The sequence below is a fragment of the Nisaea nitritireducens genome (assembly GCF_014904795.1).
Lineage (GTDB): Bacteria > Pseudomonadota > Alphaproteobacteria > Thalassobaculales > Thalassobaculaceae > Nisaea > Nisaea nitritireducens.
On sequence record NZ_JACZFS010000019.1, the window covers coordinates 36,186 to 50,821 of the forward strand.

14 protein-coding genes are annotated in these 14,636 nt (G+C 60.9%); 8 read left to right on the forward strand and 6 right to left on the reverse strand.

Going from position 1 to position 14,636, the window contains the following annotated elements; genetic code table 11:
• Positions 1 to 9: 9 nt before the first annotated feature.
• The 4 genes from IG629_RS07635 to IG629_RS07650 all read right to left on the reverse strand — a co-directional run bounded on the left by IG629_RS07635 (position 10) and on the right by IG629_RS07650 (position 3,873).
• Positions 10 to 1,065, reverse strand: a complete 1,056-nt coding sequence (locus IG629_RS07635; RefSeq protein ID WP_028465556.1) for a TRAP transporter substrate-binding protein — start codon at positions 1,063 to 1,065, stop codon at positions 10 to 12.
• Between the two features lie 141 nt (positions 1,066 to 1,206).
• The gene (locus IG629_RS07640; protein WP_193171380.1) at positions 1,207 to 2,532 is read right to left on the reverse strand and encodes a TRAP transporter large permease; all 1,326 of its coding nucleotides are present in this window, start codon (positions 2,530 to 2,532) and stop codon (positions 1,207 to 1,209) included.
• Positions 2,532 to 3,038 (reverse strand): TRAP transporter small permease subunit, encoded by a 507-nt coding sequence (locus tag IG629_RS07645; RefSeq protein ID WP_028465558.1) that lies wholly within the window; start codon positions 3,036 to 3,038, stop codon positions 2,532 to 2,534. The genes IG629_RS07640 and IG629_RS07645 overlap by 1 nt, the downstream gene beginning before the upstream one ends.
• Positions 3,031 to 3,873: an N-formylglutamate amidohydrolase gene (locus tag IG629_RS07650; protein ID WP_205620595.1), complete on the reverse strand. Its 843-nt coding sequence runs from the start codon at positions 3,871 to 3,873 to the stop codon at positions 3,031 to 3,033. Before IG629_RS07650 ends, IG629_RS07645 begins: the two co-directional genes overlap by 8 nt.
• Before the next feature lie 149 nt (positions 3,874 to 4,022).
• Here IG629_RS07650 and IG629_RS07655 point away from each other — a divergent pair, with 149 nt between their 5' ends.
• On the forward strand, positions 4,023 to 4,898 hold the full coding sequence (locus IG629_RS07655; RefSeq protein WP_319025036.1) for a MurR/RpiR family transcriptional regulator: 876 nt from the start codon (positions 4,023 to 4,025) through the stop codon (positions 4,896 to 4,898).
• An 11-nt stretch (positions 4,899 to 4,909) separates the two neighbouring features.
• On the opposite strand, the gene IG629_RS07660 is transcribed toward IG629_RS07655, so the two are convergent.
• Positions 4,910 to 5,947, reverse strand: a complete 1,038-nt coding sequence (locus IG629_RS07660) for a glycosyltransferase (protein ID WP_193171381.1) — start codon at positions 5,945 to 5,947, stop codon at positions 4,910 to 4,912.
• Positions 5,948 to 6,037: 90 nt separating this feature from the next.
• Between IG629_RS07660 and IG629_RS07665 the strand changes: the two genes are divergently transcribed.
• Positions 6,038 to 7,057, forward strand: coding sequence for a glycosyltransferase family 9 protein (locus IG629_RS07665; protein ID WP_193171382.1), 1,020 nt, complete (start codon positions 6,038 to 6,040; stop codon positions 7,055 to 7,057).
• Between the two features lie 43 nt (positions 7,058 to 7,100).
• Here IG629_RS07665 and IG629_RS07670 read toward each other — a convergent pair whose 3' ends face one another.
• Complete coding sequence (locus IG629_RS07670) at positions 7,101 to 7,457, reverse strand: PilZ domain-containing protein (protein WP_193171383.1); 357 nt, start codon at positions 7,455 to 7,457, stop codon at positions 7,101 to 7,103.
• 187 nt (positions 7,458 to 7,644) lie between these two features.
• Between IG629_RS07670 and IG629_RS07675 the strand changes: the two genes are divergently transcribed.
• The 6 genes from IG629_RS07675 to IG629_RS07700 all read left to right on the forward strand — a co-directional run bounded on the left by IG629_RS07675 (position 7,645) and on the right by IG629_RS07700 (position 14,633).
• Complete coding sequence (locus IG629_RS07675) at positions 7,645 to 8,442, forward strand: ABC transporter ATP-binding protein (protein WP_193171384.1); 798 nt, start codon at positions 7,645 to 7,647, stop codon at positions 8,440 to 8,442.
• Positions 8,443 to 8,574: 132 nt separating this feature from the next.
• The gene (locus IG629_RS07680) at positions 8,575 to 9,495 is read left to right on the forward strand and encodes a sulfite exporter TauE/SafE family protein (RefSeq protein ID WP_028465562.1); all 921 of its coding nucleotides are present in this window, start codon (positions 8,575 to 8,577) and stop codon (positions 9,493 to 9,495) included.
• Positions 9,496 to 9,499: 4 nt separating this feature from the next.
• The gene (locus tag IG629_RS07685) at positions 9,500 to 10,264 is read left to right on the forward strand and encodes a TIGR02186 family protein (protein WP_193171385.1); all 765 of its coding nucleotides are present in this window, start codon (positions 9,500 to 9,502) and stop codon (positions 10,262 to 10,264) included.
• A 31-nt stretch (positions 10,265 to 10,295) separates the two neighbouring features.
• Positions 10,296 to 10,781, forward strand: a complete 486-nt coding sequence (locus IG629_RS07690) for a universal stress protein (protein ID WP_028465564.1) — start codon at positions 10,296 to 10,298, stop codon at positions 10,779 to 10,781.
• Positions 10,782 to 10,962: 181 nt separating this feature from the next.
• Positions 10,963 to 13,842 carry a molybdopterin oxidoreductase family protein gene (locus tag IG629_RS07695; RefSeq protein WP_193171386.1) on the forward strand — a complete coding sequence of 960 codons (2,880 nt, stop codon included), beginning with the start codon at positions 10,963 to 10,965 and terminating at the stop codon, positions 13,840 to 13,842.
• Positions 13,839 to 14,633 (forward strand): 4Fe-4S dicluster domain-containing protein, encoded by a 795-nt coding sequence (locus IG629_RS07700; protein WP_193171387.1) that lies wholly within the window; start codon positions 13,839 to 13,841, stop codon positions 14,631 to 14,633. Before IG629_RS07695 ends, IG629_RS07700 begins: the two co-directional genes overlap by 4 nt.
• Positions 14,634 to 14,636 lie beyond the last annotated feature (3 nt).

Here is a 14,636-nt window from a genome sequence, read left to right on the forward strand (position 1 = left end):
AGTCAGGTCTTAGCTATACCGGTACGGCTTGCCGGCCTTTTTCATATCCGCCGCATATTGCTTGAAGATCTCGACCACCTTCTTCGTCCGCGGCGTCCGGTCGGCAATTTCCTCCCAGAACTTCTCGGCCTCGTTCTCGACGGTCTTCCACTCGGCATCGTCGATGGAGGTGAGCTTCAGCTTGGTGCCATGGACACGCAGCTTGGCTTCACCGCCCCAATACCAGTGCTGGCGGTAATAGTGCGAGCTGTCCATGCAAAGACGGAACAGCGTCTTCAGATGCTCCGGCAGCTCGTCCCAGCGTTCGGAATTGGCGAAATAGGAACCGCACCAGGCGCCGGAAATGTTGTTGGTCAGGAAGTAGTTGGTCACATCCGCCCAGCCGACGGTGTAATCCTCGGTGATGCCTGACCAGGCGATACCGTCCAGCTCGCCGGTCTGCACTGCGACCTCGATGTCTTCCCACGGCAGGGTGACCGGCACCACGCCGAAGCGGGACAGGAACTTGCCTGCGGTCGGGAAGGTGAAGATCCGCTTGCCCTTCAGGTCGTCCAGCTTGTTGATCGGGTCGACCGTGTTGAAATGGCACGGGTCCCAGGCACCGGCACTGAGCCAGGTCACGCCGTCGACCTCGCCATAGGCTTCTTCCCAGATCTCCTTCAGGCCGTACTGCTCGAACAGCACAGGCACGTCGAGGCTGTAGCGGGTGGCGAACGGGAAATAACCGCCGAACACCGAGATATCGACCGGAGCCGCGATGGAATCGTCATCGCTCTGCACCGCGTCGATGGTGCCGCGCTGCATGGCACGGAAAAGCTCGCCTGTCGGGACCAGCTGGTCGGCGAAGTAGAGCTCGATTTCCATCTCACCGTTGGCGACTTTGTTGAAGGCGTCGATGGACGGCTTGATCACGTGCTCGGCAAGGGCCGGGCCCGCATAGGTCTGCAGGCGCCACTTGATGGTCTTGTTGGTGGCGGCCTGAACGTAAGGCGCACTCAGTGTCGTTGCGCCGGCCCCCGCCGTCGCGACGGCAGCCGTCTTCAGAAAATCGCGTCTGTTCTTCATCTCACCAATTTCCCTCTTTGATGGGGTTCATTTGAACCCGTTGCCCCGATGCGGCGGCTGAAAACAACCGTCGCATCTCCCTGTTGCGGCGCATCGCGCCTTCCTTCCCCGTTTTATTTCTTTTGCATCACGGCCTGGCTGCTAACGACCATAGAAGGTCTTTGGCAACCAAAGCGCGATCTCAGGGAAGATCATGACCAGAATGAGCGCCAATGTCATGACCAGCACGAAGGGGCCGATGGACCGGTAGATGTCCGACAGCGTTACCTCCGGCGGCGCCATGGCGCGCATCAGGAAGAGATTGTAGCCAAAAGGCGGCGTCATGTAGGCGATCTGGCAGGTGATCGTGTAGAGCACGCCATACCAGACCAGATCGAAGCCCAGCAGCTTCACCAGCGGCACATAGAGCGGCGCGACGATGACCAGCATTGCGGTGTCGTCCAGAAACATGCCCATCAGGATGAAAGAGAGCTGCATCAGGATCAGGACTTCCCAAGGGCTGAGGCCGAGCTTGCCGATAAAGAAACCTTCGATGGCTTTCACCGCGCCCAAACCGTCGAACACCGACCCGAAACAGAGCGCGGCCAGGATAATCCACATGAACATGCAGCTGATGCCCAGCGTCTTGCGCAGGGTCTCTTCCATGACATGTGCGGTCAGGCGGCGCTTTACCAAAGCAGCCACGGTCGCGGCGGTGGCGCCGACGGCGGCGCTCTCGACCAGAGACGTGACTCCCATCAGGAACAGGCCGGTCATGGAGAAGAAGATGAACAGCGGCAGGATGCCGGCCTGCAACAGCCGGAATTTCTCCGCCCAGCTGATCTCTTCGCGCTCTTCCTTGCTGAGGGACGGGCCGAGGTTCGGCTGAAACCAGCAGCGGATGACGATATAGGCGATGAACATACCCGCCATCATCAGCCCCGGGAGCGCACCGGCGAGCCAGAGCTGGCTGACCGGCTGACGGGCGATCATGCCATAGAGCACGAGCACAACACTTGGCGGCACCAGAATGCCGAGCGAACTGCCCGCCTGGATCACCCCAGTCACCATGATCTTGTCATAACCGCGCCGGAGCAACTCCGGCAGCGCGATGCTGGCGCCGATGGCCATGCCGGCGACCGACAGACCGTTCATGGCGGAGACCGCAACCATCAGCAGGATTGTGCCTATGGCGAGGCCACCGTTCAGTGGCCCCATCCAGACATGGAACATCCGGTAGAGATCGTCGGCAATCCGCGACTCCGACAGCATGTAGCCCATATAGACGAACAGCGGCAGGGTCAGCAGCGGGTACCATTTCATCAGCTTCATGGCCGCACTGAAGGCCAATTCCGAACCGCCATCGCCCCACATCAAAAGCGCTGCGGCAGAGGCGACGAAACCGATAGCCCCGAAGACCCGCTGCCCCGTCAGGAGCAGCAGCATCATCGAGGAGAACATCAGGAGGGCGATCAGCTCATAGCTCATCAGAGCTCCTCCCCGCGTGCGGCGGCAATGTCCTTGAAGAGTGTCGCCAGTGCCTGCAACAGCATCATGAAAACGCCGAAGGTCATGACGATTTTCACCGGCGCCATATAGGGCGCCCAGGCCGAGTAGCTCTGCTCGCCATACTGGATTGCGTAGGAGGTCGAGGAATAGCCGCCATAGAGCAACAGGCAGAGATAGAAGATCAGGAAAAGAACCGTAATCGAGTCGACCAGAGACCGGGTGCGCGGCTTCCAGGTCGAGTAAAGCAGATCCATCCGCACATGATCGCCAAGCTGCATGGAATAGCTGCCGCCGAGCAGATAATAGGCCACCATCAGGAACTGGGCAGTCTCAAGGGTCCAGTGCGCGGGCAGGAATACGGTTTTTGAGAAGGACGAATAGAGCAGCACGCCCAGCATCGCGAAGATCAGATACATCGCGCACCGGCCAATGGCCCGGTTCACCTTCTCCACATACCTGACATAGAGCCGTATCGCTTTAGGCATCCCCGACCTCTTGCGTCTTGTGAAGGACTGGATCCCCGCCTGCAATTCCGGCAGACCCGGTGCAGCGGCCAATCGCATCCCCGATCACGTCCGAAAAAACCTGCGCCATCGCCGTCTGCTCAGACGGCCCGCGGATCACATCGTTGCGGATTTCGATCATCACATTGAGCAGGCCGCGCGGCAGCGCATGCCTCTGCAATGTGTGCGTTACCCCATCCACCGGACCGTAAGGCTCGTTCCGCCGCACATCCAGACCTCCGAAAGCCTCGGCCCTTTCGAGCATGGCTTCAGCAAGCCTGGCATCCTCGTCATGCAGGATGCCGATCTCGAACGGGCGCCGGGCACCGTGATAGGTCGGCGTAAAGGAATGAATGGTGACGATTACCGGCGCAGCACCGGCCGCAAGCCGCCGCTCTATGACGGAGCTGACCGCAGCATGGAAAGGGTTGTAGATCCGCTCCACCCGTTCCCACCGCGCTTCATCCGAAAGGTCCTGATTGCCTGGGATCGGGAAGATCTCACTGACGGCCGGCATTGCACTTTCCGCGCTCGGCGGCCGATTGCAGTCATAGACCAGTCGCGAAATGGAGGCGGCTACTAACGGGCAATCCAGTGTCGTCGCGATTACGCTCGCTACCGCCAGAGCACCCGGATCCCAGGCCACATGGCTTTCGCAAACATCCGCTTCGAGGCCGAGATCGTTCAATTCAGGCGGGATAAAATTCGTGGCGTGCTCGCAGACAATGATGGCGGGCCCACGCCCGTTCTCATTGGTTACCCGCACCGGATTACCCCAAGCGGATGCACCGGACATTGGCTGAGCCGTCGTCGCCACTCGTATTCTCCCTGCCTCTTGCAGGCATCTTTTTCAGCTTTGACCAGCCAGTCAAGATTATTTCTGAAAATTCTTCTTCTCTGATTTTCAGAATGTAGCATTATTTTCAGAGCAAAGAATGGCGCTCAAGTGCCGACCGGGAGGATCAAGTGTCGGAAACCTCATCAGGAACCGTCGCGGAACGCATCAGCCGCCTGTTTGAAACGCTGACGCATGCGGAGCGCAAACTGAGCAATGTGATGCTGGAGAACTATCCGGTCTCCGGTCTCGGCACGATCACAGCGCTGGCCGAAACGGCGGAGGTATCGGCGCCCACCGTGGCCCGGATGGCCCGGAAGCTGGGATATGGCGGCTTCCCGGAATTGCAAACAGCACTCCGGACAGAGCTGGAAGCAACACTCTCCAGCCCGATCGCCAAGCATGACAGCTGGGCTGCGAACGCACCGGACACCCACATCCTGAACCGCTTCGCCGAGGCGGTAACGGACAACCTGCGCCAGACGCTACAGCAACTGGATCTGGAGGATTTCGATGCGGTGGTCGATCTGCTTTCCGATCCATCCCGCAATATCTATGTCGTCGGCGGCCGTATCAGCCGCTCCATGGCGGACTACCTCTTCACGCATATGCAGGTCATTCGCGACCGGGTGACGCTGATCCCGCCGAATTCGAACACCTGGCCGCACTATGTCCTGAACATGACGGAAGGCGACGTGCTGGTTGCGTTCGATATCCGGCGCTATGAACACGACACACACCGGCTCGCCGAGATGGCAACCGAACAGGGGGCCCAGCTCGTCCTGTTTACGGATCAGTGGGGCTCGCCCGCGGCAAGACATGCCAGCCACGGTTTCCGCGCCCGGATCGAGGCGCCATCCGCCTGGGACAGCTCCGTCGTTATCATGTTCATACTGGAAGCCCTGATCGCAGCGGTGGAGACAGAGCGCTGGGAAGAAACCCGGGACCGGATGAAAACACTCGAACAATTGTTCGACCGGACGAAACTGTTCCGCAAATTTACCTGAAGCGGCCCGTGCTATCGCCGGAAAGACGCGAGCAGTTCCAGATACTGACGGACCACGGTGTCCTCGCTGAATTTCGCTTCATATTCGGCCCGTCCGGCAGCAACCATCGACGTGGCCAGCGCTTTGTCGGCAATCGCTGTTCTCAATTGAGCCGCCAATCCTTCCGCATCTTCAAGATCGGCCAGCAGACCAGTCTCGCCATGGCGGATCAGGTGCACCGGCCCCTCGCTCCGGGCCGCGACCACAGGGCGCCCCCGTGCCCAGGCTTCGATGACGACATTGCCCAGCCCCTCAACTCTGCTGGAACAGACCAGAATGTCTGCCGTCTCCAGAAGGTCCGCCGTATCGTCCCACCAGCCAAGAAAGACAACGCGCGACCCGACACCGGTCTCCGCCGCCAGCGCCTTCAGCGCCTCCTCTTCCGGCCCCGTTCCGGCGATCCAGAGATATGCATCGGGCACATTCGCGAGGGCGCGGATCAGAACGTCAAACGCCTTGTTCCGGTGCAACCGGCCGAGCGCCAGCAACAACGGTGCGTCCTTTGGCGTCCCGAAGACGCCACGGTCAAGAACCGCCCCCGGCTTAGCATCGACGAAATTCGGCAGGTAATGCGCCCGCTCGGACGGCCAGCCCTGGCCGATTATATGGTCGATCAGCCCCGGTGCATTACAGATCAGCTGATCGAAACCGCGATAATACTTGATGTCGTAATAACCACCGATCCGGCCGGCGCGGACATAGTCTCCCGGCGGGGTTTTCGACGCAGCCCGGTTCATCCAGGCGAGCACGACATCAGGCGCGAAAGCCCGAATGTCCTTTCGCAATTGCCAGGGCGTCAGAAAGTCGAGCGCGCCACCAAAGCTCAGTTCTGTGAAATCGACACCGCCTGCCCGCAAAATCTCGGCACGGCGACTATCCCGGCGGATCGCCACGCGCTGCGCCACAGCCATGCTACGCTCAGGCTTCGCCATGGCGGAGGCCAGCCGTTCGAAAAACACTTCGGCGCCGCCGTGGCGCGCGCCCGCCATGGTCTGATAAAGACGGATCATTCAAATATCGGAAAAGCTTGTGACAACGAGGCGCATTGTGGTGTAGCCGGGACCTGACCGCAAGCGCAGCCACTTCGGGAGCCGTGAGACGTGGAAGCTGAAACCGCCGGAGCTAACCCACGCCATATCGGTGGCACGCTCGTCATCCAGCCCCTGCCCGGCATCGGCGATGCGATCTGGCTTTTGCCGCATCTGAAAAGCATCGCCGCGCAAACCAAGGAAAAAACGGTCACCCTGCTGACAAAGAAACGCTCTCTCGCGGATTCCCTGTTCGAGCATATGGAGTGCGTCCGGGACGTACTTTGGCTTGATGACCGCCGGGATCGCGGGCCTTTCGGAGGCTTTCGCCTCGGTGCGGCACTCAAGCCCTACGGTTTCGACACTGTCTGGATCCTGCACTCGTCCCCCCGATACGGGCTGGCGACCTGGCGTGCCGGCATTGGTGAGCGGATCGGGTATGGCATCGGCTGGCAGGACGCGTTTCTGACATCGCAACACAGCCTCTCTCGCCTGGCTCGGAAATTCACCGCGATCGAAAAAGCGAACCAGCTTCTGCTGAACCACTCCGTCCCGAAGCTGGAATCGATGCCCGATCTTCCCGTCCCGGAGTTCATGCGCGAGGAGAACTTGCGTCGATTTGCCGATCTGCCCCGCCCCTGGATCAGCTTCATCATCGGAGCCAGTGAGCCCTTCAAACAGTGGGGCGTCGAGAATTTCGGAGCCCTTGCCGACCGCCTGCACCGGGAAACCGGCGGCAGCATTTTTCTGATCGGCGGGCCGGGCGAATCCGATCTTGCGGACAGACTGCACACCCGCTTTGGGAGGCCAGCCTGGATGGTGCCCATGGTCACACAGCCGATTCTGGAAACCGCCGCCATCATGTCGGTCACGGACATCGCGGTTGGGAATGACACCGGAGCCCTTAATCTGGCCGCAGCGACTGGAATCCGTTCTGTCGGTCTGTTCGGCGGTTCCCCACCGATGATGGAAGACACCAGAATCGACGCCATCGTGCCGTTCGGAGACGTCAGCTATGGCACCGACCGGATGGCGGATATTGCCCCGGACAGGGTTGCCGACAGGATCGTCTCAACTCTCTCCGCGGACTAGGCGTGCGCCGCAAAGACGGCTCATTCGCGGCATCGTAATCGGGTCACTCCGCGTGCGGCTCGCCGCTCTGCTGCTCGTGCATCATCCGAAGCCAGACAGACACTACCGCGCCCGCCTCCGACGAATTGAAGCTGACGCGCGAACCTCCGGTATCGTTGCCGATCAGCTGGCCGTTCAGATTGAGCCCTGAAGCCGGATGCTTGATCGTCAAATCGGTTCCGGGCACCGCATCCACCGGCGGCTCGAGCCGAAGACCGCCGACCGAAACGTTATCAATGATGCAATTATGCGCCATACCGTCCACCGTCACCTCAATCGGCGAGGTGACAGGATAGCGCTCGAACTGACGTCTTTCATCTTTCGAGGAAAGGCCGATGGCCTGCAGGATCGCGTTTAACATGGCTCAGGACTCCTCCGGCAAGAACGCCGAACGTTCAACCAATGATACGCACTCCATTCGATATTTGGAACGTGGTCTGTGCGAAAACATACACCGGAGACATTATTTTCCGTCAACCGGTTAACGGTCGATTTCGAATAAAGCATTCTCTGGCAGAGTACCAATCCAAAAGGACGGATCGAGCATTGTGACGAAACTTAGACTGGAAAACGTCCGGCACCAGTTTGTCGCAAAGGCAGCAGCGGACGCCTTACATGCGGTCGGACCAGCCAGTTTCTCTCTGTCGGATGGCGAATTCCTGACAATTGTCGGACCGTCGGGATGCGGGAAGTCGACCCTGCTGCGCCTGGTGGCCGGCCTGATAACGTTGCGCGACGGGCATATTACGTTCGATGGCGAATTAGTGACCGGCCCGAGTCCCGGGCGCGGCATGGTTTTCCAGCAACCCGCTCTTTTCCCCTGGCTCACGGTGGAACGGAATATCGCGTTCGGAGCCCGTTTCCGGTCCCTCTCCCGCGCCCAGGCGTTCGATGTGACCGCGGAGCTGATAAGCGCCGTCGGTCTGGAGGGATTCGAAACCTTCTATCCATCGGCCCTCTCCGGCGGCATGCAGCAACGGGCAGCATTGGCACGCACGCTTGCAGGCGGACCGGATCTGTTGCTGCTGGACGAGCCGTTCGGCGCACTTGACCAGCAAACCCGGGCAAAAATGCAGGTCTGGCTGGCCGGACTTCTGGCGGAACGCGGCATCTCGGCTCTGCTGGTAACGCACGATATCGAGGAAGCCGTGTTCCTTTCCGACCGGGTGCTCGTGATGAGCAACCGGCCGGGGCGCATTCTCAAGGAGATCGACATAGATCTCCCGCGCCCGCGTGCCCCCCGCATCAGAACCGAACCCGGTTTTGTCGCCGTGAAGGCCGAGATCGGCGCCGCTCTGGAAACTGAAAGTGGCGACGAAACAACAGCCGAAACATCGTCCCGCTAAATCATTAGAACCACTACAAACTAGTCATGGCCTCACTGCATACTTTTCTGTTATTAAAGATGGAATCGTTCGGGTGGTTGTGTCTGCTGTCATCCGGTATCTGGTTTATCCCTGACCGTCCCCGCGGGGCCCATGTACATCTACCTGCCCATCGCAGAGATGTCGGTAAACGTCCTCACCATTCTGGCTATGGGCGGCGCCGTCGGCTTCCTCTCCGGCCTTTTTGGTGTCGGCGGCGGGTTCCTCATGACTCCCATTCTGATTTTCATCGGCGTTCCGGCGCCGGTGGCGGTCAGCACCGGCGCCAATCAAATTGTCGCCAGTTCGATCTCCGGAGTCATCGCGCACTGGCGACGCGGCAATCTCGATTTCACCATGGGGTTCGTCCTTCTGGCCGGCGGTATCGTCGGCTCGACCCTGGGCGTCCTGCTGTTCAAGTTTCTGGAGAGTCTCGGCCAGATCGATCTGGTGATTAAGCTCTGCTACGTGGTCTTTCTCGGCGTGATCGGCGGCCTGATGCTGCTGGAAAGCGTCCGCACCATCCTGCAGGTCCGGCAGAGCGGCGGGCGCCGCCGGAAACTGCATCAGCACACCTGGATGCACGGCCTGCCGTTCAAGATCCGCTTCCGCAAATCCAAGCTCTATATCAGCGCCCTGCTACCGCTCGGGATCGGCTGTTTTGTCGGTATCCTTTCCGCCATCATGGGCGTCGGCGGCGGCTTTATCATGGTGCCGGCAATGATCTATATGCTCGGCATGCGCACCTCCATGGTCGTTGGCACATCGCTGCTGCAGATCATTTTCGTAACCGCCAACGTGACCTTTCTGCAGGCCATCTCAACGCAGACCGTCGATGTCGTGCTCGCCATCCTGCTGCTGGTAGGCGCAGTTGTCGGGGCCCAGTTCGGCAGCCAGTTCGCCGTCAAATTGAAAGGTGAACAGCTCCGCGGGTTGCTTGCGCTGATGGTTGTTGCCGTCTGCCTGAAGCTCGCATTCGATCTGGTGGTAACACCGGACGACCTCTATTCCATCGTGGTGTCCCAGGGTGGCTAGGCGCATGAACAGGCTCACAAAGTTAAGCATGCTGCTGCTTGCCGCCCTCGCATTGAATTGTGAAGCCGCCGGCAAGGCCAATGCGCAGGATCTGATCGCCGACCTTTCCAGCCACCGGGTCGATATCACCACGGGTTTTACGGGCGCCGACCTCCTGCTTTTCGGCTCGGTCGACGACGATGGCGATATTGTCGTCACGGTCTCGGGCCCGCGCGAATCGGTCACGGTACGACGCAAGGAGCGGGTCGCCGGTATCTGGATGAACACCCGCAGCATGCAGTTCAACAGCGCTCCGAACTTCTACGCTGTCGCAGCCAGCCGGCCACTGGAAGAAATCGCACCGCTCGAAGTCCTGGAACGCCAGCAGATCGGTGCCAGCCATCTGCGGCTGCGCGCGGCCGCGGGTGGCAAAAAACTGCTGCCCGAGGACGAAAACACTTTCCGCACGGCCCTGGTGCGGCGGAAACAGGCACAGGGCCTCTATGCGAGCGAGCCCGGGCGGGTCACGATCATTGCGGGCAAACTGTTTCGCACCCAGGTCCATTTCCCGGCCAATCTGGCAACCGGAACCTACACTGCAGTCGTCTACCTGATCCGCGGGGGCCGTGTCGTCCACGCCCAGACAACACCGTTGCTGGTCGAAAAAGTCGGCGTCGGCGCAGAGGTTTATACTTTCGCGCACGAGCGCTCCGCAATCTACGGACTGGTCGCAATCCTGATCGCCGTCGCCGCGGGCTGGCTTGCCGCCGCAGTTTTCCGTAAAGTCTGAACCCAGTGTCGGCAGAACGGACAGCACGCGTATGAGTCAATTGACGGACGGATCGAAGCCCCGGGTTTTCCTCGTCGTTGTCGACGACAGCGAAGAGATGCAGATCGCCCTGCGTTTTGCCTGCCGCAGAGCACGCCACAGTGGCGGCCATGTGGCCCTGTTCCGTGCTATTGAACCGCAGGAATTCCAGCATTGGATGGGCGTTGGCGAGCTGATGCGCGAGGAAGCCCGGGAGGATGCGGAAGCACTTCTCGGCGAACTCTCCAAGCAGGTGGTCGATATCTCCGGACAGATCCCGATCATCTATGTCCGCGAAGGCTCGACCCGTGATGAACTGCTCAATCTGATCGATGAGGAGCCGAGCATTTCCGTGCTGGTGCTCGGTGCGAACACCCAGGGTGAAAGCCCCGGACCGCTGGTCACCTATATGACTGGCAAGGGCGCCGCCCGGATGCGTGTTCCGGTCACCATCGTGCCCGGCAACCTCTCCGACGAGCAGATCGACGCGGTCACCTGACACCCGCACCCCTGCCGCCCAAAGATGCCTGCTGGCGGCGACTTAAAGTCAAATCGTGCACCAATTCCGGATCGAAGAAAAAGTCTTGTTTCGATCCTGACTTTTTCGGACCGGCCCTGCTATTGTCATCGGCAATTAACAAGCCGATGAGCCGTTCAGGCCTTCCCGCTCCGGAGAGATAATGAGCATCAACCCGTTCGAGACGGTGGTTGAAACAGTCGATACGTCACCGCCCGTATCCGACGAGACCAAATTCACAACCTGCTACATGTGTGCCTGTCGCTGCGGCATCAAAGTGCATCTGCGCGACGGTACGATCAGGTACATCGAAGGCAACAAGAACCACCCGGTGAACAAGGGCGTGCTCTGCGCCAAGGGTTCCGCCGGGATCATGCAGCATTACTCACCGGCGCGGCTGACCAAACCGATGAAACGGGTCGGCGAACGCGGCAGTGGCGAGTTCAAGGAGATCGAGTGGGACGAAGCCCTTGCGACTGCCGCTGAATGGCTCGGCGACATCCGCAAGAGCGATCCGCGCAAGCTCGCCTTTTTCACCGGCCGGGACCAGTCCCAGTCGCTGACCGGCTGGTGGGCCAGCCAGTTCGGGACGCCTAACCATGCGGCCCATGGCGGCTTCTGCTCCGTCAACATGGCGGCGGCGGGGCTATATTCCATCGGTGGCTCTTTCTGGGAGTTCGGTGAACCGGACTGGGAACACACCAAATTTTTCATGATGTTCGGCGTCGCCGAGGATCACGATTCGAACCCGATCAAGATGGGCCTCGGGCACATCAAGACCCGCGGTGCCAAGTTCGTTTCCGTCAATCCCGTGAAAACCGGCTATTCCGCCATCGCGGATGAATGGGTCGGCATCCGTCCCGGCACGGACGGGCTGTTCATTCTGGCGCTGGTGCATGAGCTACTGCGGGCCGGCAAAGTCGATCTGCAATATCTGGTGCGTTATACGAACGCGCCCTGGCTGGTAATCCAGGACCCCGGCGCCGCCGATCACGGCCTGTTTGCACGCGATGATGAAGGCCGCCCGCTCGCCTTCGACAAGAGCTCCGGCAAGGTGGTCTCCGCACTGGAAGCCGATATCACGCCGGATCTCTCCGGCGAGCATGTTCTGCCGAACGGCCGCAAGGCTGTACCGTCCTTCAAACTGCTGGCCGAGCGCTATCTCGATCCGTCCTATGCACCGGACGCCGTTGCCGCGCAGACCGGCCTCGACGCCGCGACGATCAAGCGGCTGGCTGCCGAGATCGCCCATGCCGCGTTCGAGCAGGAAATCACCCTCGACGTGCCCTGGACCGACTGGGCCGGACGGCGGCACGAGAAGATGATCGGCCGCCCTGTCGCCATGCATGCCATGCGCGGTATCTCCGCCCATTCCAACGGCTTCCATACCTGCCGCGCCCTGCATGTCCTGCAAATGCTGCTCGGCAGCATCGATTGCCCGGGTGGCTTCCGCTACAAGCCGCCCTTCCCGCGCCCGGCGCCGCCGCCGCTGAAACCTGTCGGTCGCGCGGAACAGATCAAGCCCGGCACCCCGATGGCGGGGCCGCCGCTCGGCTTCCCGATGGGCCCCGATGACCTGCTCGTGGACGATGCCGGCAACCCGGCCCGGATCGACAAGGCTTTCTCCTGGGATGCGCCGATGGCCGTGCATGGCATGATGCACATGGTCATCCATAACGCCTGGGCACAGGACCCATACCCCATCGACACCCTGTTCATGTACATGGCGAACATGAGCTGGAATTCGACGATGAATTCCAAGGGCACGATGGAGAAGCTGACGGACAAGGACCCGGAGACGGGCGAATACCGAATCCCGAAGATCATCTATTCAGACGCCTATGCCTCCGAGATGGTGGCCTATGCGGATCTAGTCCTGCCGGACACCACGTATCTGGAGCGCTGGGACTGCATCTCCCTGCTGGACCGGCCGATCTGCGACGCGGACGGCGCGGCGGACTCTATTCGCCAGCCTGTCGTGGCACCGGACCGGGACGTGCGGCCCTTCCAGGAAGTGCTGATCGATCTCGGCGTCCGTCTCGGCCTGCCGGGCCTGACGCATGAGGATGGCTCTGCGAAATATCCGGGCGGCTATCCCGATTATATCGCCAACCACGAACGCGCACCCGGCATCGGCCCGCTGGCGGGCTGGCGCGGCGCGGACGGTACCGAGGGCGGCAAGGGCGCGCCGAACCCGGACCAGCTTAAGCGTTACGTGGAAAACGAGTGCTTCTGGCGCCATGAGTTCAAGCCGGAAGAGCGCTACTACAAGCACGCAAACAAAACCTATCTGGAAACAGCAACACGCCTCGGCTTCATCGGTGCGCCCAACCAGATCATCATGCAGCTCTATGTCGAGCCGTTGCAGCAATTCCGGCTGGCAGCCGAAGGCCACGGCGCCAATCAGCCGCCGGAGAAAGACCGGGAGCGGATCAAACGCTATTTTGACCCGCTGCCGATCTGGTACCAGCCGTTCGAGGAAAGCCAGGTCGATACCGACAGCTTCCCGATGCATGCGATCACCCAGCGCCCGGCTGCGATGTATCATTCCTGGGGCGGCCAGAATGCCTGGTTGCGCCAGTTGCACGGCAAGAACCCGCTGTTCATGAACCGGAAGCAGGGCGAAAAACTCGGCATCGCGGACGGGGACTGGGTCTATGTCACCTCCCATCACGGTCAGATCAAGGTGCCGGTAAAGCTGATGGAAGGTGTGAATCCAGACACCGCCTGGACCTGGAACGCCATCGGCAAGCGCCGGGGCGCCTGGAATCTCGGCAAGGACGCGCCGGAAGCGACCAAGGGCTTCCTGCTGAACCACGTGATCTCCGAGCTTCTGCCCGCGCGCAAGGACGGCTATCGCTATGCCAATGCGGATCCGGTTACCGGTCAGGCCGCCTGGTACGATCTCCGGGTCAGAATCGAGAAAGCGGCGGACGATCGGCCGGAGACGGTTTCGGAACCACAATTCCCCGTGCTGAAGACCGCGCCGACTGCGGAGCGCCCGAAAGGACCGCTCCAGTATAAAGGGAGGCGCGGCCAATGACCTGCCTGCCCACAACAGCCGGAAGCAAGAAGCTCGGCCTCGTCATCGATCTCGATATCTGCGTCGGCTGCCATGCCTGTGCGGTGAACTGCAAGGAATGGAACACCAGCGGCCATTCGGCGCCGCTGACGGACTGGAACGCCTATAGCGACGACGCCGAAGAAGACGGTGACGAAGGCGCCTGGGGTGTCTGGTTCAACCGCATCCACACCTATGAAGCAGGTGAAGGCGAAGACGCCCGCACGGTGCATTTCCCGCGCTCTTGCCTGCATTGCGAGACACCCGACTGTGTCACAGTCTGCCCGACCGGAGCCTCCTACAAACGGGTCGAGGACGGCATTGTTCTGGTCAATGCGGATCTCTGCATCGGCTGCAAGCTCTGCTCCTGGGCCTGCCCCTATGGCGCCCGGGAATACGACAAGACCGAGGGCGTGATGAAGAAATGCACCCTCTGCGTCGACAAGATCTACAACGAGAACCTGGAAGAGCAAGACCGGGTGCCGGCCTGCGTTTCCACCTGTCCGGCAGGCGCCCGGCATTTCGGAGATCTCGGAGATCCGGACTCCGATGTCTCGCAACTGGTTGCCGAACGCCAGGGTTATGAGCTGATGCCGGAGATGGGCTACAAGCCGGTAAACCGCTACCTGCCGCCGCGCCCACGCCGGACCAAGGCCGAGGATTTCGGCGCGCCAGAACGGCTCGCGGACCTTGCCCTGCGGGTTCCCGCCGGCGAGACGACTTCCGACGCCAGCGGCCTGCTCGGCTGGCTCGACACCATGCTTTCCCGCTGAGGC